At 45.4% G+C, this 22,876-nt stretch carries 16 protein-coding genes; 10 read left to right on the top strand and 6 right to left on the bottom strand.

Annotation, left to right across the window (positions count from 1 at the left end; all coding sequences use genetic code 11):
* Positions 1–49: 49 nt before the first annotated feature.
* Positions 50–2,557 (bottom strand): primosomal protein N', encoded by a 2,508-nt coding sequence (gene priA, locus H6G50_RS06330; RefSeq protein ID WP_190714386.1) that lies wholly within the window; start codon positions 2,555–2,557, stop codon positions 50–52.
* A 528-nt stretch (positions 2,558–3,085) separates the two neighbouring features.
* Here priA and H6G50_RS06335 point away from each other — a divergent pair.
* The 7 genes from H6G50_RS06335 to H6G50_RS06365 all read left to right on the top strand — a co-directional run bounded on the left by H6G50_RS06335 (position 3,086) and on the right by H6G50_RS06365 (position 10,793).
* Positions 3,086–4,177 (top strand): RNA polymerase sigma factor, RpoD/SigA family, encoded by a 1,092-nt coding sequence (locus tag H6G50_RS06335; protein WP_190714388.1) that lies wholly within the window; start codon positions 3,086–3,088, stop codon positions 4,175–4,177.
* Positions 4,178–4,455: 278 nt separating this feature from the next.
* A complete protein-coding gene (locus H6G50_RS06340) occupies positions 4,456–5,313 on the top strand; it encodes a hypothetical protein (RefSeq protein WP_190714390.1) in 858 nt (285 codons plus the stop codon).
* On the top strand, positions 5,310–5,804 hold the full coding sequence (locus H6G50_RS06345; RefSeq protein WP_190714392.1) for a GNAT family N-acetyltransferase: 495 nt from the start codon (positions 5,310–5,312) through the stop codon (positions 5,802–5,804). The genes H6G50_RS06340 and H6G50_RS06345 overlap by 4 nt, the downstream gene beginning before the upstream one ends.
* Positions 5,805–5,831: 27 nt before the next feature.
* Positions 5,832–6,035 (top strand): hypothetical protein, encoded by a 204-nt coding sequence (locus tag H6G50_RS06350; protein WP_190714394.1) that lies wholly within the window; start codon positions 5,832–5,834, stop codon positions 6,033–6,035.
* Positions 6,036–6,340: 305 nt separating this feature from the next.
* A complete protein-coding gene (locus H6G50_RS06355; RefSeq protein WP_190714396.1) occupies positions 6,341–8,419 on the top strand; it encodes a M3 family metallopeptidase in 2,079 nt (692 codons plus the stop codon).
* Between the two features lie 226 nt (positions 8,420–8,645).
* A complete protein-coding gene (locus tag H6G50_RS06360; RefSeq protein WP_190714398.1) occupies positions 8,646–10,283 on the top strand; it encodes an MBL fold metallo-hydrolase in 1,638 nt (545 codons plus the stop codon).
* 57 nt (positions 10,284–10,340) lie between these two features.
* Positions 10,341–10,793 (top strand): nitrate reductase associated protein, encoded by a 453-nt coding sequence (locus H6G50_RS06365; protein WP_190714400.1) that lies wholly within the window; start codon positions 10,341–10,343, stop codon positions 10,791–10,793.
* A gap of 536 nt (positions 10,794–11,329) precedes the next feature.
* On the opposite strand, the gene trxB is transcribed toward H6G50_RS06365, so the two are convergent.
* A complete protein-coding gene (gene trxB, locus H6G50_RS06370; protein ID WP_190714610.1) occupies positions 11,330–12,697 on the bottom strand; it encodes a thioredoxin-disulfide reductase in 1,368 nt (455 codons plus the stop codon).
* 231 nt (positions 12,698–12,928) lie between these two features.
* Here trxB and H6G50_RS06375 point away from each other — a divergent pair, with 231 nt between their 5' ends.
* A complete protein-coding gene (locus H6G50_RS06375; RefSeq protein WP_190714402.1) occupies positions 12,929–13,519 on the top strand; it encodes a type IV pilin-like G/H family protein in 591 nt (196 codons plus the stop codon).
* A gap of 155 nt (positions 13,520–13,674) precedes the next feature.
* Entirely contained in the window at positions 13,675–15,885 is a 2,211-nt protein-coding gene (locus tag H6G50_RS06380; RefSeq protein WP_190714404.1) for an O-linked N-acetylglucosamine transferase, SPINDLY family protein, read from the top strand.
* Positions 15,886–15,892: 7 nt separating this feature from the next.
* Here H6G50_RS06380 and H6G50_RS06385 read toward each other — a convergent pair whose 3' ends face one another.
* The 3 genes from H6G50_RS06385 to H6G50_RS06395 form a co-directional block, all read right to left on the bottom strand.
* The gene (locus tag H6G50_RS06385) at positions 15,893–17,833 is read right to left on the bottom strand and encodes a hypothetical protein (RefSeq protein ID WP_190714406.1); all 1,941 of its coding nucleotides are present in this window, start codon (positions 17,831–17,833) and stop codon (positions 15,893–15,895) included.
* A 78-nt stretch (positions 17,834–17,911) separates the two neighbouring features.
* Positions 17,912–20,179, bottom strand: a complete 2,268-nt coding sequence (locus H6G50_RS06390) for a glycosyltransferase (protein WP_190714407.1) — start codon at positions 20,177–20,179, stop codon at positions 17,912–17,914.
* A gap of 99 nt (positions 20,180–20,278) precedes the next feature.
* Positions 20,279–20,794, bottom strand: a complete 516-nt coding sequence (locus tag H6G50_RS06395; RefSeq protein WP_190714410.1) for a tetratricopeptide repeat protein — start codon at positions 20,792–20,794, stop codon at positions 20,279–20,281.
* 112 nt (positions 20,795–20,906) lie between these two features.
* On the opposite strand from H6G50_RS06395, the gene H6G50_RS06400 reads away from it, so the two are divergent.
* Complete coding sequence (locus tag H6G50_RS06400) at positions 20,907–21,725, top strand: hypothetical protein (RefSeq protein ID WP_190714412.1); 819 nt, start codon at positions 20,907–20,909, stop codon at positions 21,723–21,725.
* Between the two features lie 105 nt (positions 21,726–21,830).
* Here H6G50_RS06400 and H6G50_RS06405 read toward each other — a convergent pair whose 3' ends face one another.
* Positions 21,831–22,718, bottom strand: coding sequence for an ABC transporter permease (locus H6G50_RS06405; RefSeq protein ID WP_190714415.1), 888 nt, complete (start codon positions 22,716–22,718; stop codon positions 21,831–21,833).
* Positions 22,719–22,876 lie beyond the last annotated feature (158 nt).

Genomic DNA, 22,876 nt, shown 5'->3' on the forward strand with positions numbered 1-22,876 from the left:
TCGTAATTCACCACTCATAATTCATAATTCATAACTCATAATTCATTATTCATTCCCAAGTCAAGGGATCGACATCAATCGTTAAACTTACCCCTTGCGGACACAACGCGCGCAACTCGCTTAAATCCGGCAACTCCTCGCTCGATTCGGGGGCAAATTTCAGGATAATTTGCCAGCGAAAGCGGTTGTTAACGCGCATGACGACAGCAGGTGCGGGGCCTAAAATTTCGCAGGGAAACGAGAGAAGATTGCGACAAGAATCTGCTACTAACTCCGCAGCGTCCTGCACGTTGCTCTCTTCCATGCCGCTGAAACGCAGTAAGATCGAGCGTCCGTAGGGAGGATAATTTTTCTGCTGTCGCTGCGGCAGCGTTTCGCGGGTGAAGGCGCGATAGTCGTGACGGCAAACCGCTTTGAGGGTAGGATGGTCGGGAGAGTAAGTTTGCAGGATAACTCGCCCCGGTTCTTCTCCACGTCCCGCTCGTCCTGCAACTTGGGTTAAAGTTTGAAACGCCCGCTCGCTCGCCCGATAGTCTGCCCGATTCAGCAATCCATCCGCTGCGACGATTCCGACTAGCGTGACCTGCGCCACATCTAATCCCTTCGTCAGCATTTGCGTCCCGACTAAAAGATCGGCTTCGCCCCGAGCGAATTGAGTGAGTAAGGTACGGTGGGCGTTTTTCGTGCGCGTGGTGTCGCTGTCGAAACGAATGACGCGCAATTCGGGAAAATCCCTAGCTAAGTCTTGGACGACGCGCTGAGTACCAGTCCCGAAGAATTTGAGGTAGGGCGAATCGCATTCGGGACATTGGGAGGGATGGCGCTTGCTGTGGTTGCAGTAGTGGCAGCGCAGCAGTTCGATCGCGCCTTCGTGGGTATGGTGATAGGACAGGGAGACATCGCAGTTCGGGCATTGGATAACGTAGCCGCAACTGCGACAGGAGACGAAGGTGCTGTGTCCGCGTCGGGGGATAAAGAGGATGCCTTGTTGTTGGCGCTGTTTCAAGTCGTGGAGGGCGCTTTGCAAGGATTGGCTAAAAATGGAGCGATTGCCGTTGTGGAGTTCTTGGCGCATATCGACGATTTCCACGGGCGGGAGGGGGCGGGCGTGGATGCGTTCGGGAAGGGAGAGGTAGAGGTTCTGCGTTTCGGGAATATCGTCCCTCTCACCAACTGCCACCCAAGTTTCTAAGGAAGGCGTTGCAGAGCCTAGAATGAGGGGGCAATCTTCGAGTTCGGCGCGCCACTGGGCGACGGTGCGAGCGTGGTAGGTGGGGGCGGGAGAGTCTTGTTTGAAACTGGAGTCGTGTTCTTCGTCGAGGACGATTAAACCGAGGTTGGCGAGGGGGACAAAAACGGCAGAGCGCGTCCCGACGATGACTTGCGCTTCTCCGAGTAGCATTTGCCGCCAGATATCGTAGCGTTCGCCGGGACTTAGGGCGCTATGGTAAATATAGACGCGATCGCCAAAACGGGAGCGAAAGCGATCGGTGAGTTGCGGGGTGAGTCCGATTTCGGGGACGAGAATGAGTGCTGATTTGCCTTCAGCGAGGAGAGTGGCGACGAGTTGCAGGTAGACTTCGGTTTTACCCGAACCGGTAACGCCGTGGAGGAGAATGCGGGCGTAGCGATTGAGGGGAGAGATCCGCGCGATCGCATCGGTTTGCGCGGGGGTTAACTGCGATGGCGCATCCTCGATCGCGACGGGAACTCTTGCAAGGCGCAAAATTTCTCGTTCTTCGATCGCGACACAACCCTGCTGTTCTAATTTTTCGACAACAGAGGAACTGGTTTTGCAAATTTGTAATAATTCCGTCAGCCAAAGTTCGCCGCCCCTGCGCCGCAGTACGTCGAAGACTTCGCGCTGGCGGGAGGTGAGATCGACGGGAACGCGATCGCCGATTAACGTTACCGCTTTTTGTAACTTCGGACTCGGCGGTTTCGGGTATTCTAAATAACTTTCTACCCAACCGCGCTTGAGGAGTTCGCGAATTCCCGCCCGCGCGCCTTGGACTTGGCGCTTGAGGTACTGGGCGCTATAATCGCCATCCTTTTGAGCTTGGAGCAACTCGAGCAGCGATCGCGCATTCGCCGAACAAAATTCCGCCGCCCCCGCCGGTAAAACCTCCGGCCGCAAGCGAATTCGTTGCTGAGAGCGTTGTAACAAACCGTTAGGGAGCGCCCCTCGCACCACGCTCATGAATGGAGTAAAATAATATTGGGAAACGCGCTCGATTAGCTGCCAATAAAAACTTGGGAAAAATCCGGCAGCTACAATATCTTCAACCGCCTTAATACGACTGGCATCTAAGCCAATAGGAGGCTCGTTCGCGATGCGAATGGCAATTGCGCCCATCATCTGCGCTCCGACGGGAACGCTGAGAATATCTCCAGGATGAATTTGCAGTTCTGAGGGAATGCGATACGTCAGCAAACGGTCTTCAAGATTGGGACAATCTACTATTACTTCTACCCAACCGCGATCGCGAACTTGCGTGCCGGTTTGGTAAGCGGTGACGGGTTCTGCCACCATTGTCCCCGAATTGCGATGAGACATAGGAGATTGGAGTGAAAGGATCTATCTCGATCTAGGGTAGCTGTCAACAGCAAACCGCGACGGAAGTGAAATTCTATTCTACCAGCCCTCAATTTCTACCTGACGAGAGATCGCGAACCCTTAAACGTATGAGAGGGTAGAAAGGATATCTATTGAGTTTAACCCTACGTTCGCTCCTTATAATCCAGGTATTGCTTGAGGTATGGGGTGTTCGTTCAAGATTTGATTTCTCGATCGCTCAATTTTCCTCTCTCTGTTTTCCGTTCTCCTTTCCCCTATTTTACTCAGGGATGAGGAATTCAAACCGATTCCGCCATTTTGTAATCCGGCAAACATCTCGAGAGAATAGTTCTGCTAGCCTGATAGAGATGCTTCGCTGCTTATCTACACAATCAAGCTGTCCCTGAATTTTCACAAAAACCATTGCTTTGCCTCTCTTCGCGAGTTTTTCTAGATACGCGACGATTGGGAAATTAGCCATTAGCTGAAACCTTCGCGAATTTTCCTTAATTAAATAAAAGCAGCCCTATGAAATCTAATTTGAATCTCAACTTGCTCGAGGATACTCACACCGAACCGCTAGAATTCGAGCAACCGTTAGTCGATATCGAATTTTCTAACGAAGTCGATGCCTCAGCCCGAAGTCTAGCTAAAAGTCCGAGTCGAGGACTCACAGACGATACTGTGGGAGCATTTTTTAAAGCAATGGCTCGCTACCCTCTCCTCGCACCCGATGAAGAAGTTGAGTTAGCTCAATGCGTGAAATCCATTGTGGCGGTTGAGGAGCAGCGCGAACAACTCAAGGAACAATTTAAGCGCAACCCGAGTAAAGTAGAATTGGCGCGATCGCTCGATTTAACCGAGCGCCAACTCGATAAACTCCTCTATCAAGGGCGCGTCGCTAAGCGCAAAATGATTCGCTCCAACCTGCGTTTAGTCGTGTCCATCGCCAAGCGCTACCTCAATCGCGGCGTACCTTTCCTAGATTTGATTCAAGAAGGCGCGATCGGTTTGAACCGCGCCGCCGAAAAGTTCGACCCCAACAAAGGCTACAAATTTTCTACCTACGCTTACTGGTGGATTCGGCAAGCCATTACCCGCACGATTGCCAACGATGCGCGCACCATTCGCTTGCCCATTCACATTGTCGAAAAACTTAATAAACTCAAAAAAGCGCAACGCAACCTCAAACAAGACTTGCACCGCAACCCCACAGAAGTCGAACTCGCGCAAGAATTGGAAGTGACTCCCGCGCAACTGCGCCAACTGTTCCAACTGCGGAGGCAATCGCTTTCTCTCAACCATCGCGTCGGTAAAGGCGAAGATACCGAACTCGTCGATTTGCTCGAAGATAGCGATTTGCAACTGCCCGAAGATAGAATGAGCGAAACGATGATGCGCCAAGAAATTTGGGAGGTCTTGGGTGATGTCTTGACAGAACGAGAGAAAGATGTTATATCCCTGCGTTACGGTCTTAACAGCAATCAACCCCATACCTTAGAGGAAGTGGGCGGAATGTTCAACCTCTCGCGCGAGCGCGTTCGTCAAATTCAAAGCAAAGCCATGCGAAAATTGCGTCGCCCGCAAGTTGCTCGCCGTTTGAAAGGGTGGTTGAATTAATGGACAATGGATAATGGACAATGGACAATTGAAAGCTTTGAGTAGCGCTCGTTTAGGGTGTAGTAGGGTGGGCAGCGCCCACCAGCCTTAAGTCAGTGCCATTCGACAATGGATAATGGACAATGGACAATTGAAAGCTTTGAGTAGCGCTCGTTTAGGGTGTAGCGGTGCTATGCCCTTACAATGTTAATGGATAATTGAAAACGGAATTGGTTGGGGAGATTTAGACAAAATCTCACCGATTTTGCAGCAATTCTCGCGCCGTTGTTCTCAAAAAAATGCCGTCTAAAGCAATTGTCACGCTAACTTTGGGCAAAGAATACGAGTCGATGTTTGCCAAATATTGTCAGCCTTTATGGTCGCAATATGCCCAAAAACATGGATTCGATTTAATCGTCTTTACCCAGCCCCTAGATATTTCCGACTGCGCCCAGTCCCGAAGTCCGGCATGGCAAAAGTGTTTAATTCTCTCAGAACCGAGGCTGCAACAATACGAGCGAGTCGTTTGGGTGGATGCCGATATTGCTATTAACCCCCAAAGTCCCGATATTACTGAAGGCGTTCCCCTCAATAAAATTGGAGCAGTTGATGAATTTTCCGCGCCGAATACAAAGGATTATCAACTTGGTTTAGAAAAGCTTTATCGCTTCTGGGCAGAACAGGGAATTAATTATATCGACAATAGTTCTCCCACCGTATTTCACAACAACTTTGGCTTAGAAGGAACGTTTCAATCTGTCGTTCAAACTGGCGTTCTTGTCCTTACTCCTAGCACTCATCGAGAACTCCTCGAATATGTTTATCAAACTTACGAGGACAAAGGTTCGTCTGAATGGAACTATGAAATGCGCCCTTTAAGCTACGAAATTTTAACGCACAATCTCGAGTATTGGCTTTCTCCCCAATTCAACATTCCCTGGCCCTTCCTAAAAACTTTTTACTACCCTTTTTTAAATCGTCCCTTAAATCGACTCGAACGGGGACTGCGAAAGTTCGGCTTCAAACCGAGAGAGACTTTATTTTCTCAATGCGTAACGACAGCTTTTTTAAATAATTACTTCCTTCATTTTGCCGGAAATACGACGAACGAGGTAAAATATATCGACTCCACTATTACTTCAATTTTTGAGATTTGAATTCCCCCTTAATCATCCGTCCGACAACGCCTCAAGATGTCTCTACCCTCTTTAAACTAATTCAAGCGCTGGCAGAATACGAAAAACTGTCCCACGCCGTTACCGGCAATGCGGCTGCTTTAGGCGAACATTTGTTCGGCGATCGCCCTTATGCTGAAGCCTTAATCGCGGAGTGGGAAGGGGAAGCAGCGGGATTTGCCCTGTTTTTCCAGAACTATTCCACCTTTTTAACCCAACCGGGGATTTACCTGGAAGACTTGTTCGTGCTGCCCCAATATCGCCGTCAGGGAATTGGCAAAGCATTACTCGCTGAAGTCGCGCGATTGGCGGTGGAACGTAAGGCAGGACGATTGGAGTGGAGCGTTTTGGATTGGAACGAACCCGCGATCGCATTCTACAAACAGATGGGCGCAAAGATTCTGCTTGAATGGCAGATTTGCCGCGTAACGGGGACTGCCCTACCCGAGTTGGCGCAGGCCGCGTTAAGCTGAAAAAAATTTATCCAGAATCCTTCCAAAATGAACACTACCGATTATCCGTTTGTTCGCGAGACAATTGCCGACGATCGCGGAAATGTCCGCCAAGTGATTCTCGATCTCAACGACTATCTGCATTTCTTAGAATACCTTGAAGATGAGGGATTATACCGAGCCATGCAGCAAGTCAAAGCAGAAAAGCCTTTAAGCCGAGATGCAGCCCTAGCAGAATTAGACAAAGATTAGGGCGGTGTTATGCAGGCTGAATATCTACCTAATTTCCCATAACATTAGCCACTAACGGCTACTTTTATACTAATTCTCAGAGTTCGGACAAGACATCTTGAGGCTAAAACCCTTAATATATCTAGGTTTCTTCATTTTTAATTTCTAATTTTTAATTGGTTATTACCTCGCACACGAGCAATTACTGCGCGCAAATATCCTGCTTGAATGGCAAATTTGCCGAGTGGCGGGGACTGCCCTACCCAAGTTAGCGCGGGCCGCGTTAAGCTGAAAAATAAGCTGAAACTTAAGCATTTAAGGACAAAATGGTCGCTACCGCAACGCCCGCCAATCCCCTCCTCCTCGGAAAAGGGTTGCCTCCCTTCGATGAAATCGCGCCGGAACATATCGTTCCCGGTATTACCCAACTCCTCAAAGAACTCGAAACCGAATTGGCTAACCTCGAAGCCAACGTAACTCCCACTTGGGAAGGCTTAGTCGAACCCCTGACGGAACTGTCCGAACGCCTGCGCTGGAGTTGGGGTATTATTAGTCACCTCATGGGCGTAAAAAATAGCCCCCAATTGCGGGATGCTTACGAACAAATCCAGCCCAACCTAATTCAATTTTCCAACCGCCTCAGCCAAAGTCAGCCACTCTATCGCGCCTTTAAATCTCTTCAAGCCAGCGAAACTTGGAACGGTTTGGAGTCCGCCCAAAAACGCATCATCGAAGCGGCAATTCGCGATGCCGAACTTTCGGGCGTGGGCTTGGAAGGCGAAAAACGGGAGAAATTCAATCAAAATCAATTAGAACTGGCTGAATTGGGAACTAAATTTTCTAATAACGTCCTCGATGCCACCAAAGCTTTTAAACTGAAGCTGACGGAACCGGAAGAAGTGGAGGGTTTGCCGGAGAGTTGGTTGGGTTTAGCTTCGCAAACGGCGCGGGCAGAAGGTGAAGAGGATGCTACGCCGGAAAATGGCCCTTGGGTTTTAACCCTCGATTTTCCTAGCTTTTACCCCTTCATGCAGCATGGCAAGCGCCGCGATTTACGAGAAAAGGTGTATAAGGCAAATATTAGCCGCGCTTCGACCGGAGAGTTCGATAATACGCCGCTTATTACCAGAATTTTAGAATTGCGCCGGGAACAGTCAGAATTGCTCGGATTTGGGAACTATGCCGAATTGAGTTTAGCGCGGAAAATGGCTCCGAGCGTGGCGGCGGTGGAAGATTTGTTAGGCGAGTTGCGCGATGTCAGCTACGATGCGGCGAAGCAGGATTACGAGAACTTGAAAAATTTTGCGGAAACGGACGATTTACAGCCGTGGGATGTGGCGTTTTGGGCAGAACGGCAGCGCGAAGCTAAGTTCGCGTTTAATGCTGAGGAGTTGCGCCCTTATTTCCCTTTACCGCGCGTGTTGGAGGGGTTATTTGGTTTGGCAGAACGCATCTTTGCGGTGGAGATATCACCGACTGATGGTACGGCTCCAGTATGGCAGAAAGACGTGCGCTATTTTGAGGTGGCGAAAGCGGGCGAACCCATCGCTTATTTTTACCTCGATGCTTACAGCCGTCCGGGAGAGAAGCGGGGCGGCGCTTGGATGGATGATTGCCTCGGGCGCGGTAAGGTAACGGTGGAGGGCAAAACTCAGGTGCGGTTGCCGGTGGCATATTTAGTGTGCAATCAAACGCCGCCCGTCGATGATAAGCCAAGTTTAATGACGTTTGAGGAAGTGACGACGCTCTTTCACGAATTCGGCCACGGATTGCAGCATATGCTGACGACGGTGGATTATCCCGGCGCGGCGGGGATTAATAATGTGGAGTGGGATGCGGTGGAGTTGGCGAGCCAGTTTATGGAGAATTGGTGCTACGATCGCGCTACCCTTTTCGGCATGGCGAAACACTACGAAACCGGCGAACCCCTACCGGAGGAGTATTACCAAAAATTGCTCGCCGCGCGCAACTATATGAGCGGTTCGGGGATGTTACGCCAGATTCATTTTAGCTTGGTCGATCTCGAACTGCATCACCGCTATCAACCCGGAGGTGCAGAAACGCCAAAGGATGTGCGCGATCGCCTTGCTAAAACGACAACCATTTTGCCCCCCCTTCCTGAAGATGCCTTTTTGTGTTCTTTCGGACATATCTTTGCAGGCGGTTACGCGGCAGGTTACTACAGTTATAAGTGGGCGGAAGTCCTCAGCGCCGATGCGTTTGCTGCGTTTGAGGAAGTAGGATTGGAAAATGAAAAAGCTGTCGTCGAGACGGGAAACCGCTTCCGCGATACCGTGCTAGCATTAGGCGGTTCTCAGCCGCCGATGGCTGTTTTTAAAGCTTTTCGAGGGCGGGAACCGAAAACCGAAGCCCTGTTGCGCCATAGCGGTTTACTGGCGAGTTAAGCGATTTGGCTTTAAACTCAAGAGTGACGATCGCGATTTTGACGGAATCGGGCGAAATTTGAAAATACTTCAGGAGAAAGCATTAAATGGATATCAAACTGGTACTTGCAGTTTTAACGGGTGTCTTTATTGTGGCGACTCTGTTTTTTGGAACTAAAAACGGATTCTACGACTCGGATAATTATCATGGTAACGGTTCGGCTCACTAGCGAATAATGCGAGGCGCATGAGTCCAGCGCGTTCTGAATCGGTTAGCGATCGCGATCGACTTTCCTGTTTCCCTTATGGCGTGGGACACAGTACGGAAGGCGTTTGTTTGTCAATTCGCCTGGGGCCGCATCGCATTTTACTCGATTGCGGTCTTCAGGATCTTTCTTCTTTAACGCGCGATCGCCAGCCGCCCGCCGATTGGGTATTTTGTACGAATGCCCGCCGCGATCGCGCCCGAGGCTTGCTGGAACTCCACGAAACCTATCCCCAACTTCCCATTTACGGCAGCGAAGTGACAGCAAAGCTGTTGCCCCTCAATTGGCTCGAACGCCCGTTGGATGAAATTCCTAGGTTTTGTCAAGGGATACCTTGGCGATCGTTACAAGAATTATCAAAGGGTCTGACAATCGAGCTATTTCCCGCCGGAAACCTACCGGGATCGGCAGCAATTCTCCTGAGTTACGCCGCACCGGAACGGACGTATAAAGTGCTGTATACCGGCGATTTTTTCCTGTCGAATTCGCGTTTAGTGGAGGGATTATCGGTTGAAAGTTTGCGCGGTTCGAGTCCCGATATTTTGATAATTGAAGGGACTTACGGGACAGCGAGACATCCGCGCCGCCGTCAGCAGGAAAAGCAATTAATCGAAAAAATCGATCGCGCTTTAGCAGAAAACCGTTCCGTTTTGCTTCCTGTTCCCCCTTTAGGATTGGGGCAAGAAATTTTGATGTTACTGCGATCGCACCATCAGTTTACCGGCCGCGATGTCGATATTTGGGTCGATGGCGAAGTAGCGATTGCTTGCGATTTTTACCTCGAACTACTACCGCAACTCCCCACCTCCGTCCAGAACTTTGCCAAACATCAAGCCCTCTTTTGGGACGAACAAATTCTGCCACATCTGCGCCGCTTATCGGGAAACTTCGAGAAAATTCCTCGCTATCCCTGTATTGCGATCGTCGATGATACCCTAGACTTTAGAACCGAGCGCTTACCCGATAGCGAACTCTGGACAATTTTATGGCCGGAACCCCTCAGTTCGGAACGCCGCGACGAACTCGAACAGCAACTTTTAGAATGGCCTAATTATCAGCTAGATAGCTACTTACTCTCCGAACACAGCGATGGGCGCAACACCACGCAATTAATTCATAATATTCGTCCCCAGCACGTCATTTTTGTTCGCGGTTCCGCCCTCAATCTCGCCGACTTAACCAGTCTCGAAGAACTACAAAATCGCTACCAACTGCACTCCCCCCCCGCCGGAACCCTCGTCGAACTGCCCGTCGGCGATACTTTTATTCAGCCCGCCCCCCCGACTGAAACCAACTATGAAGGGGAATTGAACGAACTCGAGACCAGCGTTAATATTATCCTGCCCAACGCGATCGCGATCGATCCCCACTGGAAAAACTTTGCTGAAACCGGAATTGTTGAAGCCCGCTGGCAAGGCGAAGAATTAGTTTTGCGCGGACTTTCGCAACGAGAATTGCTCGGAAACAGCCAACAAACGCGGCCGCAAATCGACCTCGACTGTTGCGGAACTTGCCTCCACCAACGCAGTCAGCGCTGTTACAATCCTGCCTCGCCCCTCTATAGTTTTAAAGTCACGCCCGATGGTTATTGCCCCGCGTTTGAAATGAATAATGAATGATAAGTTATGAATTACGAATTACGAATTACGAATTACGAATTACGAATTATCTAAGTTATGAATCATTTTTTTAAATTTGAAACCGACTTTGTAGAATCTTTGCGCTGCATTCCCATGCAAGTTCGACTCAAACTCGATACCTGCGGCGTTAAGCTCAAACTCGCCCATTGGAATCAACTCAGCACCGAAGAACGACAAAGCTTAGTTGAAAAACCATGCACGACTGAAGCTGAAAGTAAAGCCTATCGAGAGGACTTGCAACAATTAGTTATCGAGCATACCGGACAACCTGCCGGAGAACTCGCGATCGATCCCCATCCGCCTTGGTTAGATACTGCAACAATTCCCGAAGAAGTGCAACTGAAAGCCGCAGAATTTGGCAAACAATTAACCCTTCAAGACTGGAATAATTTAACGCCAGAGCAACGATTTGCACTAATTAAACTCAGTCGCCCCAGTCATGAAAATAAAAACTTTTTACCCGCGCTGCAAGAGTTTAAATTGTTATAGATTGGAAAGATAATTAGTAGGGTGGGCATTGCCCACCAGATAATTAGTAGTGTAAGCATTGCCGCTTCTGGCTTAACATATAAAAAAATATTTTATACCAGATTAATGTGAAGCTGTATAGAATGAAATGTAGGGTGTGTTAGCGAAGCGTAACCCACCGTTATCCTGAGAATTTAGGAAAGTTGATTTTAGGCAACGCAATCTTAAATTGGTATTATCCATTGACCATTGGTGTCAACTTAAGCTTAGCCCCTCGCTCACTTAGCCCGCCTTGGGTTCAAACCCAAGGCTAATAGCTCAAGTCCTCATTTATAGGACTGGGAAATTCAGATGTATCCAACCCGTTTCAACGGGTTTCAGCTATTAGCCAAGAACTTAAGTTCTTGGCGGGCTAAGTGTTTCACCTTAAGTTGATGCTAATGTCCATTGACAATGCCCACCACAACCAATTTCAACAGTAGGGACGTTAAATTTAACGTCCCTACCGATTGACAAGCAACGTCCACCCTACGCCTCAAATCTTTCCGACAAACATCCTACAAACAAGCCTCAATCGCTTTACGGTAATCGCTCTTTTGCTTCACGCCCTTAAACTCGTTTAATAACTCCTGTTCCTTAAACAACTGTACCGTCGGCGTACCCATGACTTGTGCGTTTTGAGCGATCTCCGGTTCCGCATCGATATCGATTTCAACGAAGTGAATTTTACCGTCGAATTCCTCAACAACTTTACTCAAAATTGGCTTCAAAGTGTGGCAGGGGCCGCAATTAGGAGAGACGTATTTAACTAGGATGGCGCGATCGCTTTCATGGAATAATTTACGCAGCGCATACCCCCCGATATGGCGCGTCTCGGCAATATCAAAAGTCGCCTCCGTATCCGCAACTGCCTTCTCCTCCTCCACGGGTTTCGCAACTTCCGACTCCGGACTTTGGTGAAACTCTTGAATTAACCCCTTTTCCGCCAGCCAACGTTCTGCCAATAGCGCCGCCATACAGCCCGTTCCCGCCGCCGTAATCGCTTGGCGGTACTCACGATCCTGGACATCGCCCGCCGCAAATACGCCCTCTACGTTCGTCGCTACCGAGTCCGATTCGGTTACGATGTACCCTACCTCATCCAGTTCCAACTGCCCCTTAAATAAGCCCGTATTTGGCGTATGGCCGATCGCGTAAAATAACCCTCGTACCGCTAAATCGCTTTCCTCGCCCGTTTGGGTATCCTTCAACCTCACCCCCGTCATCCTGCCATTTTCGCCAAAAACATCCACCGGCTGAGCATTCCAATGCACCGTAATCTTAGGATTATTCAGCACGCGATCTTGCATCGTTTTACTCGCCCGCATTTTCTCGCCGCGAACCAACAGATGGACGCGCGAACCGTACTTCGTTAAATATGCCGCCTCCTCCGCCGCCGAATCGCCGCCGCCGACAACCGCCAGTTCCTCACCCTTAAAAATCGGCGTTGCGCCGTCGCAAATTGCACAAGCCGAAATCCCGTTACTCCAATATTTGGCTTCCGAGGGGAGGTTTAACCGCTTGGCAGTTGCGCCGGTTGCGATGATAATACTATTGGCACGAATTTCGCGATCGCGCGACTTTACCACGAAAGGACGCTGACCGATATCCACCTCCGTCACATCCTCCGTATAACACTCCGTCCCCCACCGTACCGCCTGTGCTTTCATCCTATCCATCAACTGCGGCCCGGTAATCCCTTCCGGAAACCCCGGAAAATTCTCCACCTCCGTCGTCGTCATCAACTGCCCGCCCGGAAGCCCCCCCGCCTGAAACCCTTCAAACATAACGGGTTTGAGGTTCGCCCTCGCCGCGTAAATCGCCGCCGTGTAGCCTGCGGGGCCGGAACCAATAATGACCAAGTTTTCGATGGTAGGAGAGTTCATGTTATCCAAACTCATAACGACTATGATTTAATGATTGTAGCGTACTGGGGGTGGGGAGAGGAGGGGACGCGCGATCGTAGCATCCCTTAAAAAGCACTTCTCGTCTGCCTTCCTGACAAGCTTGAAAAAAAATTTTTCAACCCGTGATATGAAACAGTAGAAGTCTGGGTAAGTTACGCTCACAAGTAAAAACGCCCCGTACTTTATTCATCGAAACTAAGGAAAAAACAGATGAAACGCGATTTTCAAGCTAAATTCCTCCGTCATCTCAGCGATAAGAAAAAAGCTGAGGAAGGCTTTACCCTAATTGAACTTTTAGTTGTTATTATCATTATTGGTATTCTCGCTGCTATTGCCCTGCCCTCACTCCTCGGTCAAGTTAATAAAGGTCGGCAAGCAGAAGCCAGAAATAACACAGGTTCTGGTAATCGCGCCCAGCAAGCTTTCTTCCTAGAAAACCAAAAATTTGCTACAAACATGGAGGAACTTGGAGCCGGTCTCAGAACCCAGACCAAAAACTACCGGTACAGCATTAATACCACACAAGCTAATGGACTAGGGTCAGCTAACTTTGTAGCTAGACCAATTAAACCAGATAACGCACCAAACAATACTTTGAAAGCTTACGTTGGAATAGTAGGAACTATCGTAGGAGATGCGCAAATTGCTGAAAATTTAACCGTCGGTCTCGTGTGCGAAGCTAAAAAACCATTTAGCGTTGTCACTATTGATGAAAATTTCAAGAAGGATCTGCAAGCGGCAACGGGTACTGAAGATGCTTGTGTTAAATCTATTGACGATAAGTGGAAAGATTTAAGTTAAGTCTTTTCTATATAAATAGAACTCAGATATATTCAACGGGTAACGATTAATGTTACTCGTTGATTTTTTTAATGTTTTACATTCAAGTTAGGAGTAAGTTAGACTAAAAATCCATCCAGTTGGAACGGCTATTACACATCTGTTATATTTTTTCCATGAGGACTTTACAGCAACAAGCAGTGCTTTCATTTGAGCGCAATGACTATAAGACAGCTACCCAGTTATATGAACAACTAATAGAAGTTGAACCAGAAGTAAAATCTCACTATTGGTATCTTGGAGTCCTGAAATTATTGCAGGGTGATCCGGCAGAAGCACAAGCAGCGTGGCTGACAGCAATGCTGGATGGGGATATTGAAGAGCTAGAGCGCTGGAATCTCGAACTGAGTGAAATACTGGAGTGGGAAGCTCAACGCCAAGAAACAAGAGAAGAACTTTCTCTTGCGTCAATTCTTCGCCAACAAATTTTAGAAATTAATCCTAATAATATCAATAATGCTATCTCTTTACTCCACTTAATCCTGCAATTAGGCACGTATAGAGAAGAAGAACTAATAGATGTCGGTATTGTAGAACTACTTACATCAGAATCCAGTATCGCTGTTAATTTCGAGCAACTTCTTTCTGTCATTCAGGAGGTTTTTAAGATTGCTCCTTTCGACTCTTCTTCACTTGATTTAGTTGCCGCAAGTCTGCATCTCGCAAATAGCGAATCACAAATGGTGAAAATGCTCACTCTTTTACTAGGTATTGCTGTTGATATTGGAGGTCATAAAAGACAACCCAGAATTGCTGCCCAACTTTGTGAAATCGTTTTGGATCGATTTACTCAGCAACCCGATTTTATTTACCATCTTGCTTCTTTCTACCAAGATTCAGAGCAGTATGAAAAAGGAATTGAAACTGCCAAACTTTACTTGTCATTAGTTGAAGACAATCTCATCGAACGCATCATTGCTAATAAAGCCATTCTGAGAAGCTTGATGGTGACAGGTGGGCATTGGCAAGAAGCGCGACAAACCTTTGAGAAGCATCGATCTATGCTACAAACTCTTGTTGAATGCCCAGAGGTAATCTTAGATTCAATTCAAATTTCGCGTTTGTTCAATTCTCTTTTTTTCGCACCATATATTGACGACTTACCTAAAGAAAATAGAACTCTGCAAAACCAGGTTGCTATTATTTGTCAACAAAATAGACAATCTATTTCTTTAGATGCAGCAAAAAAGTATTCTGTAAAATTTAGAGAAAAACGACTTGAAAAGATACAAAATCGAGTGTTAAAAATCGGTTATTTGTCAAGCTGCTTAAAATCCCATTCTGTTGGCTGGCTAGCACGTTGGCTTTTCAAATATGCTAATCGCAAGCAATTTGAGCTTTATGCTTATATGATTACTAGCCAAAATTCACACAATTTTCTACAAGATTGGTATATCGAGCAAGTTAACCAGGCTTATTTATCAAGCAATGATGAAGAATTAGCCGAACAAATATATCGAGATGAGATCGATATTCTCATCGATCTCGACAGCATTACTTCTGATATAGCTTGCGATGTTGTGAGTTTGAAGCCCGCCCCCATTCAAGTCACCTGGCTAGGATTAGATGCCTCCGGGATTCCCGCAATTGATTATTTTATTGCCGATCCTTACGTTTTACCAGAGTCGGCTCAGGACTATTACAGCGAAAAAATTTGGCGCTTGCCCCAGACTTATATTGCTGTAGATGGATTTGAGATAGAAGTCCCGACGTTGCGACGCAAAGATTTAGAAATTGAGGGAGATGCAATTGTTTATTTAAGCGCGCAAAGCGGCTACAAAAGACATCCGGACACAGTACGGCTACAACTACAAATTGTTAAAGCTGTTCCCAATAGTTACTTGGCAATTAAAGGTTCTGCTAATTTAGATGCGGTACAGCGCTCTTTTTATCAAATTGCTGATGAAGAAGGAGTAGAAAGAGAACGTTTGCGTTTTCTCCAACCCGATCCTTCAGAACCTGTTCACCGTGCTAACTTAACCATTGCCGATGTAGTCCTCGACACTTACCCCTATAATGGTGCAACCACGACTTTAGAAACTTTATGGATGGGTATTCCTTTAGTAACGCGAGTGGGAGAGCAATTCGCCGCACGTAACAGCTACACAATGATGATGAATGCTGGAATTACTGAAGGAATCGCTTGGACGGATGAGGAGTATGTAGAGTGGGGTATTCGCTTGGGGAAAGATGAAATATTAAGAAAGGAGATTTCTTGGAAATTGAAGAAATCTCGGCAAACTGCTCCGCTGTGGAATGGAAAGCAATTCACAAGGGAGATGGAGAAGGCGTATCGGGCAATGTGGACAAGATATATCGAGTCATAAATAATCATTACGATCGAGCTTTAACGTAAACCCGTAAAGGTTTTGAGAGAGAGCTTCTCGTCGATGAAGCTACCCAGGCTTGTTGATAAAGACCAAATTCTGTCATTATTGCCTTATTAGAAGTTGTGCCTAGATCGACAACAACACAAGGATTGAACTGGTTGTAGAAAAATTCATGTTCCTTAACTCTTGAAAGGTTTTCAATACGGACTTGCTGAAGTTGCATAGCACTATTAGAGTTTTCTTTCAATAATACCCATAAAGGATATTCCCAATCATCGGCTTTTAAAGAAATACCTACACGATTGCATTTCTGATTTTTGACAAACTGAGATGCTCCAATAAATTCATCTCTAAGATCGGGTCTATCCATAAAATACTGATCTGTTCGTTCTGTATTAAATATATTCGTCTGATTCAATATAGGTCGGGTTTCATTAAAAAACAAACAAATACTTGAAAAAATAATTAAAAACATAGCTACATAAAATAAAAATCTTTGTTTTAATATGTCTTCAAAAAATTTTCCCACAAAAGGAGCATATAATATAAAAATGGCTAGATGAAGCCGACTTTGATAGGGCTGCCATTTGACAAGTAAGCAGAATAACAGAAACGCGAAAGTAGTAATGCAAAAATATTCAGTTAGTGTTTTCTGTTGTATTATTTTTTTTATGGATACAATACTTAAGACTAATCCTAATAGAATTAGATAACAGTGAAAGGGATTAGCTGCGGTTGCTTCAAAATTGGGGAGCAAGTTAATCCCAAAATAAACTCCAGGCGATGTTATTCTAGAATCGTTAACATCAATATTTAATATTGTTGAATGGAACTTTACTATTGCGGTTTCAATAAAAGTATTATCAATACTATCAAAAGGAATAGGTAAATGTATAGCAATATTTCTAACTACATTAGAAATAAAGAGAGGTAAAGCAATTGTATCTATCTTATATTCAGGTGGAGAATATAGGGGAGTTTTAAATAAATTGATATTTCTATAATAAAAACCAATATTAATTAATATAGCAATCGAAGTAGTAAAGATTGAAGCAATTGAAGAATAAAAATAATTTCTATTTCTCTGATGGAATATTTTAAAGATAAACCAACTATAGAAAGGTATAGCGTATAAATACGCAGTTCCTTTTGTGAGAAGTGCTAATCCCAAACTACTTCCTACAGCCCAATAATTTACAAAACTTATCTTCGATTTAGTTCCGACCAAGATGAAATAAGCTAAGCAAATTAACCAAAAACTAACAGCATAATCATTTTTGGAACTTGAGGCTTGTAGAATCCCCATTGGTAAAGTTACTACAAATACAGCGGCAAATATCTGACCGCTCGGGCTAGCTTTTAACTCCAATGCGATGAGAGAAACACCAACTATGCTAGCTATCATGCTAAACCATTGAACTAAATTGGCAAAGCGATCGCTTGCACTCAATATTTGTAAATTTAAAATTGCAAACTCAGTCCAAGGACTTTGATAAAGTTGGGGCAAATAGTTAGTTGGGTAATGAGCAACAGTTTTGTTTTGTATCCAATGGACTACACGGGGCATATGATAGGTCATTGCATCCCAAGTATTAGGGGGGGAAACTATAGCAATCGTGCCTATAATAAGTGAGATTGAAACAATGCTTATTAACAATATTAACGAATAAGTTGGTAGTTTAAGAGAAAATTGAATTTTATGCACTCGCCTTCTAGATGAAACTCCAAAAAACAAGATTAATAAAAGATTAAAATTTACAACTATCCAAAACCCAGAAATCCAAAAAAAGCTAATAGCAGAAAATATGTTTAGAATTTCAACTATTGCTACGATTATAAGTCCCCATGTAATAGCTGCTAATAAAACTGAGCTTCGCCAACAACAAGAGTGCGAAAACAAAACAAACAGTAAAAAAAAAGAGAATAATGGTAAAAAAACTAACATTTTCTAGTGTTTTTAGCAGGAACTTCTAGATGAAATGAATTTAGATAGTCAACACACCCACAATTGTTATAGAGTCTATCACTCTTTTCCATCATCGCTAATAAGCTGTACTTGCAAATCTTCTAAACCTGCTGCCACTATCGCTAATTTATTCTCATACTTCAGTGAAATTCTACCCTGAAGACGCGATCGCAACTTTTCCCATTGCAGTGGCGCAAGCTGCCCTACTAACGATAACTCTGCACTTTCACTGACATCAATTTCCTCTTCCATCAATAAATTCATTGCCACAGCAGATAGAAATAAATTTGCATCTTCTTCAGCAATTCCAGTTGTGTCAATTAACAACGTAATACGATCGCGCTCTGGATGGATTGCAATTCCCTTAAGAACTCGCTGAAACTCTCCTATCAACTCTTCTTCCGCCGCCGTCCAATCGGGAAAAATAATAAAATTAGCTTCTCTTAGCTTTAAAGGTAAAAGCGTTGCTTCAATCAAAGCAGCACTGACCGTTTCCGACATTTTTTTCCACGAAAACTGCTTTGCCCGATCCAGTCCTTTCGCAATTAACGATTGACGAACAGAAGGTTTTTGCACTTCACAAAGCGCGTTTGCCATTCCTTCAATGTTATCCTCTTTAACATAGATTGCTGCCTCTCCTGCAACTTCTGGGATAGACGCATTAGGCGTTGTAATAACGGGGCAACCGCACGCCAAAGCTTCTAGAACCGGCAACCCAAATCCTTCGTACAGAGAAGGGTAAACTAAAGCAACTGCACCAGCATAGGCTAAACGTAGTTCTTCATCATTGAGTTGAAGAGTAAAGATTGTATTTCCAGGCGTATACTGTCGCCAAGCTTCATCGTACCAACCACGATTTCCGGTACTCACTAGCTCAAAACCGATGCGTGTTGGAAGCTGCGAAAATGCCTCAAAAAATAGTTGTGCATTTTTGTAGCCTGATGAAATACCAACTAAAATAAAATAGGGCTTAGTAATTCCATACTTAAGCTTAAATTGTGCGATTTCTTCCGGACTTGCGGGAGTGAAAATTGCTTTAATACCGCAATGAGCAACAGTAACCAGTTCTAAGTTAATATCCGGAAAACACTGAAGTAAGTCGCGTGCTGTGTTCTGCGAAATTGAGATGTAAGCAGATGCGTGCTGAATTCCATAATGCTTTTCTCGCCACATTAAGTTATTCTCTACATCTGCCCCTAACACTTCAGGAATCATGTCATACGCCATGAAAACTGAGGGCGTACTAATCGGAGTAGTATAGTAAGTTGAAACGAATAAAGTTGCCCCTTTTTCGTCGCAAATTTGTTGGAGTAAAGCGCGCTCTGCATCAGTATCTCCATAATTATGTTGAGGAATTGTCAAATATTCAATTCCAGCGACTTTGGGCGCACTATTCTCTCTATCTAAGACAAGAATGTGCTTAGAAAATTCACTTCCAGACCATTCCTCTAACAAGCTTTGCCAAACGCGAGCAATTCCAGTGTTGTAGTATTGAAAAAAGATACCATCAATCAAGATTTTAGGACTTTTTGAGTTCGCTTCTAAGGTTTTATCTAAGGTGCGATCGCCGAATACATTAAATTGAATATCACTCCACAGAGTACTCCGAGTTTCTTGGAAAACACTGCAATAACGAGAGAAATCTAATATTTTATGTAAATCTTGAGGAAGGTCTCGTTCGCTCAATAAATGAATAAATGTTTGATTCGTATATAAATGTAAGTTAAATTTTTGCGCGATTTCTGTCAAAGCATCTACCGTGTAGATGGCAATATGCTGACCTTCATGCGGCACATAGTAGCCCCACTCATCGGGTTTAGGATTGCTCGGCGGTAAAAGTTCTGTACTGAAGAGAATATTTTTTGAAAATTGTAAAATTTTTTCAATATCTTGGAGGGGATTGACAAAGTGTTCAAAAACTTCAAAAGCTGTCACCAGTTCAAAGCTATCTATTTCTGGCTCGTCTAGCATCTCGGTTGCAAAAAGACTTTCGCAATAGCGATCGTATCCCCAAAAATCGATCCCCATATCGCGCATCAATCTAACCAATAAACCATAGCCAGAGCCGTAATCTAAAAATTTGGCACGAATATTGAATAGATTGGCAAGAACACTGGCTGTTAGCCGAGCAAAAGATATATTCCTCGAAACTAATCCATAATCACTTTTAGCGATTGGGCGTTTGTAAGCTTCTTCTAACCAATAAGGTTCTTCTGTTTGTACGAAGCCGCAGTTCTTGCATTGAAAATAATCAACTTCATACTTCTCTAGGACTAGAGTACGAGAAAAATGTTGAACTGGGCTATCGCAGATTTTACATTTCATGACCCTAGCTATTGATTATAAATCTTGCCAATCGCGATCGCGTTAAACAGATGGATTAAATCAACTCAATGAAAGTTGACTTCCCTTAAACCATTTAACTTACTTTTTCGGTTCCGTCGTCTCGCTCGGCTTTTTACCGCTCTTCAAGTCCGCAACTTGCTGCTTCAACTTACCGAGTTGATCTTTTAACTCCGGTTTATCTGGGTTAAGAGCAACGAGTTTTTCTAAGTGTACGATCGCGCCGTCAAAATCTCCCGTCCGAATTCCCACCGCCGCCAGCGCTTGCAGCACTTGTTGGTTGTTGGGATCCTTTGCTAGCAGCTTTTCTAGCGGTTCTTTGGCTTCTTGCAGCTTACCCAGTCTTAAGCGCGTTTCCACCAGTTGTCCGAGGGCAAATTGGTTGTCGGGTTCGCGGGCTAAAACGTCCTGGTAGCCTTTTTCAGCCGTTAAAAGCTGTTGTTTTTCTGCGTCGGCGGGGTTTTGCGGTGCTTGTTGGGCAGTTTGGGGCGTAGTGAAGAAGCTCCCTGCCATTAAAGCGGTGGAGCCGACGAAGGCTAAGATAGAGGCGATAATAATAATTTGTTGAACAATATTTTTCTTAGTTTTCTCAGCCATAAACTCGATCCAGTCTGGGATGTGCGTTTCGCGTCAGAAGCGCTATCGTTAAACTTACCCGCTTTGGCTCGATAAGCGATCGCGTCTCTTTCAACTTTAGCAGATTGTTCCGATGTCGTTCTCTTCCCCCGCACCGCCCAACCGCCGTCAATCGCTAGCCGAACTCTGGGTTTATCCCCTCATCCTACTCGGAATATTAGTCATTGCTCGCCTGCAAATTCCCGAACTCAAACGCCTCACCGCTGAAGGACAGCAGGTTTCGCCAGAACGCTACCAGCGGGAGGTACAACTCGAACAGTTGCGATTGAAAGCATTCCAAAACCTTCCCGCTTTTGGCTTCGATAACCTACTCGCAGACTGGGTTTTCCTTCAATTCGTCCAATATTTTGGCGATGACGATGCGCGCGCCGTCACGGGTTACAGTATGGTTCCGGATTATTTTAAGATCGTTTTAAAACGCGATCCCCGCTTCCGAGATGCCTATTATTTCTTGGCAACAGGCGGAACACTTTATGCAGGCAGAGCGGAAGAAACAAATGCGTTAATGGAAGAGGGGCTAAAGTCGGTTACTCCGCAAGTTCCGTTCCATTCTTACTACATTTTGCGGCATAAAGGAATTAACGAGTTGTTGTTCCTCCCCAACTCGCAACAGAAAGCGCAAAAAACGTTCGAGCAGGCGGCAGAATGGGCAGAAATTTATAACGATGAAGAGAGTCAAAGGGCAGCCCGCGCTTCTCGCAGTATGGCTCAGTATTTGGAAAATAATCCGGAGAGTAAGGTTGCAAAAGTAGCAGCTTGGGGATCCGTTTTACAATCAGTTCCCGATGAAATGACGCAGAAGAGAGTGATTCAAAAAATACGCGAGTTGGGGGGTGAAGTTTCGCGCACGCCAGAGGGACAGTTTCAAGTTAAGCTTCCGGCAAAAGATTAATTCATTTATTGATATTTAAAAACGACTACCGGGCGAATGCCATTCGTCACTATCTGTTCTTTCTAGCCTTCCGTAGAGACGTTGTATACAACGTCTCTACTCCTCTCATCGCCGTTGCGCTCCGAGGGAAGAAACAACCAAAACTAAGGAAGCGAGTAACATTAACGTTGAGATGGCATTAATAGCAGGAGTAATGGAGAACTTAATCATCCCGTAGACGAAGATTGGTAAAGTTGTCGTTCCAACTCCAGCGGTAAAAAAGGTAATTACAAAGTCATCAAGGGATAGGGTGAAGGCGAGTAAAGCAGCGCTTAAAATCGCGGGAGAAATAAGGGGAAGGGTAACGCGCCAAAGAGATTTCCATTCATTTGCACCTAAGTCTAAGGCAGCTTCTTCGAGGGCGGGATCGAGTTCGGCAATTCTCGCCCTTACAGTGACAGCAACGAAGGATATATTGAAGGCAATGTGACCGATAATCACGGTAGGCAATCCTAAAACAATCCGAATTCCGAGCAGGTTTTCAATGAGTTTGAAAATGAGGCTGAAGAAGACGAGTAAGGATACGCCCATCGTAATATCGGGGATGACGATGGGTAAGAATAAGAGTGCATCGATTAAGGTACGTCCGCGAAAGCGAAAGCGCTCCATTGCAATGGCAATTGCAGTACCAAAGATTGTGGCAAAAATTGTAGAAATTACCCCAACTATAATGCTGGTTTTGAGAGACTCCCAAATTAGAACATCGGTTGTTCCAATTTCGCCCCCTCCAACCCCTAAAAGATTGCGATACCAATCCAGGGTAAAGCCACGCCAAACGGCGTTAAAGCGGGATTTATTAAAGGAATAAATGATGAGAATGGCGATGGGAACGTACAGGAAAGCAAGTCCGAAGATGGAGACCAGCCAAAGCGAGCTTCTGGTGAAGAAGCGAATGCCTAAATCAATTCCTTGACTAAGTTTAGATTCGGGTTTGGAGGGCGCAAGTTGAGTCATTTTAGTGAATAGTTAATAGGAGAGAGTATTAACGCAGCCAACAAATGAAATAAAGGGAATATGTTGTATAGAGTTTAATTAAATATTTACCCTTGTTTTCACTATTTTTTACTTGCTTATCGATCGAAAGAAATGGAGAAATAATCGGTTAAAAGTGG

This window comes from Oscillatoria sp. FACHB-1406 (assembly GCF_014698145.1).
Classification (GTDB): domain Bacteria; phylum Cyanobacteriota; class Cyanobacteriia; order Cyanobacteriales; family Spirulinaceae; genus FACHB-1406.

Excerpts from the sequence above, each read along its gene's own strand:
- H6G50_RS06405 (WP_190714415.1), bottom strand. The coding sequence starts at position 22,718 with ATGACTCAACTTGCGCCCTCCAAACCCGAATCTAAACTTAGTCAAGGA.
- H6G50_RS06380 (WP_190714404.1), top strand. The coding sequence starts at position 13,675 with ATGAGGACTTTACAGCAACAAGCAGTGCTTTCATTTGAGCGCAATGAC.
- H6G50_RS06355 (WP_190714396.1), top strand. The coding sequence starts at position 6,341 with ATGGTCGCTACCGCAACGCCCGCCAATCCCCTCCTCCTCGGAAAAGGG.
- H6G50_RS06350 (WP_190714394.1), top strand. The coding sequence starts at position 5,832 with ATGAACACTACCGATTATCCGTTTGTTCGCGAGACAATTGCCGACGAT.
- H6G50_RS06365 (WP_190714400.1), top strand. The coding sequence starts at position 10,341 with ATGAATCATTTTTTTAAATTTGAAACCGACTTTGTAGAATCTTTGCGC.
- H6G50_RS06390 (WP_190714407.1), bottom strand. The coding sequence starts at position 20,179 with ATGAAATGTAAAATCTGCGATAGCCCAGTTCAACATTTTTCTCGTACT.
- H6G50_RS06385 (WP_190714406.1), bottom strand. The coding sequence starts at position 17,833 with ATGTTAGTTTTTTTACCATTATTCTCTTTTTTTTTACTGTTTGTTTTG.
- H6G50_RS06360 (WP_190714398.1), top strand. The coding sequence starts at position 8,646 with ATGAGTCCAGCGCGTTCTGAATCGGTTAGCGATCGCGATCGACTTTCC.
- priA (WP_190714386.1), bottom strand. The coding sequence starts at position 2,557 with ATGTCTCATCGCAATTCGGGGACAATGGTGGCAGAACCCGTCACCGCT.
- trxB (WP_190714610.1), bottom strand. The coding sequence starts at position 12,697 with ATGAACTCTCCTACCATCGAAAACTTGGTCATTATTGGTTCCGGCCCC.
- H6G50_RS06340 (WP_190714390.1), top strand. The coding sequence starts at position 4,456 with ATGCCGTCTAAAGCAATTGTCACGCTAACTTTGGGCAAAGAATACGAG.
- H6G50_RS06400 (WP_190714412.1), top strand. The coding sequence starts at position 20,907 with ATGTCGTTCTCTTCCCCCGCACCGCCCAACCGCCGTCAATCGCTAGCC.
- H6G50_RS06335 (WP_190714388.1), top strand. The coding sequence starts at position 3,086 with ATGAAATCTAATTTGAATCTCAACTTGCTCGAGGATACTCACACCGAA.
- H6G50_RS06395 (WP_190714410.1), bottom strand. The coding sequence starts at position 20,794 with ATGGCTGAGAAAACTAAGAAAAATATTGTTCAACAAATTATTATTATC.
- H6G50_RS06375 (WP_190714402.1), top strand. The coding sequence starts at position 12,929 with ATGAAACGCGATTTTCAAGCTAAATTCCTCCGTCATCTCAGCGATAAG.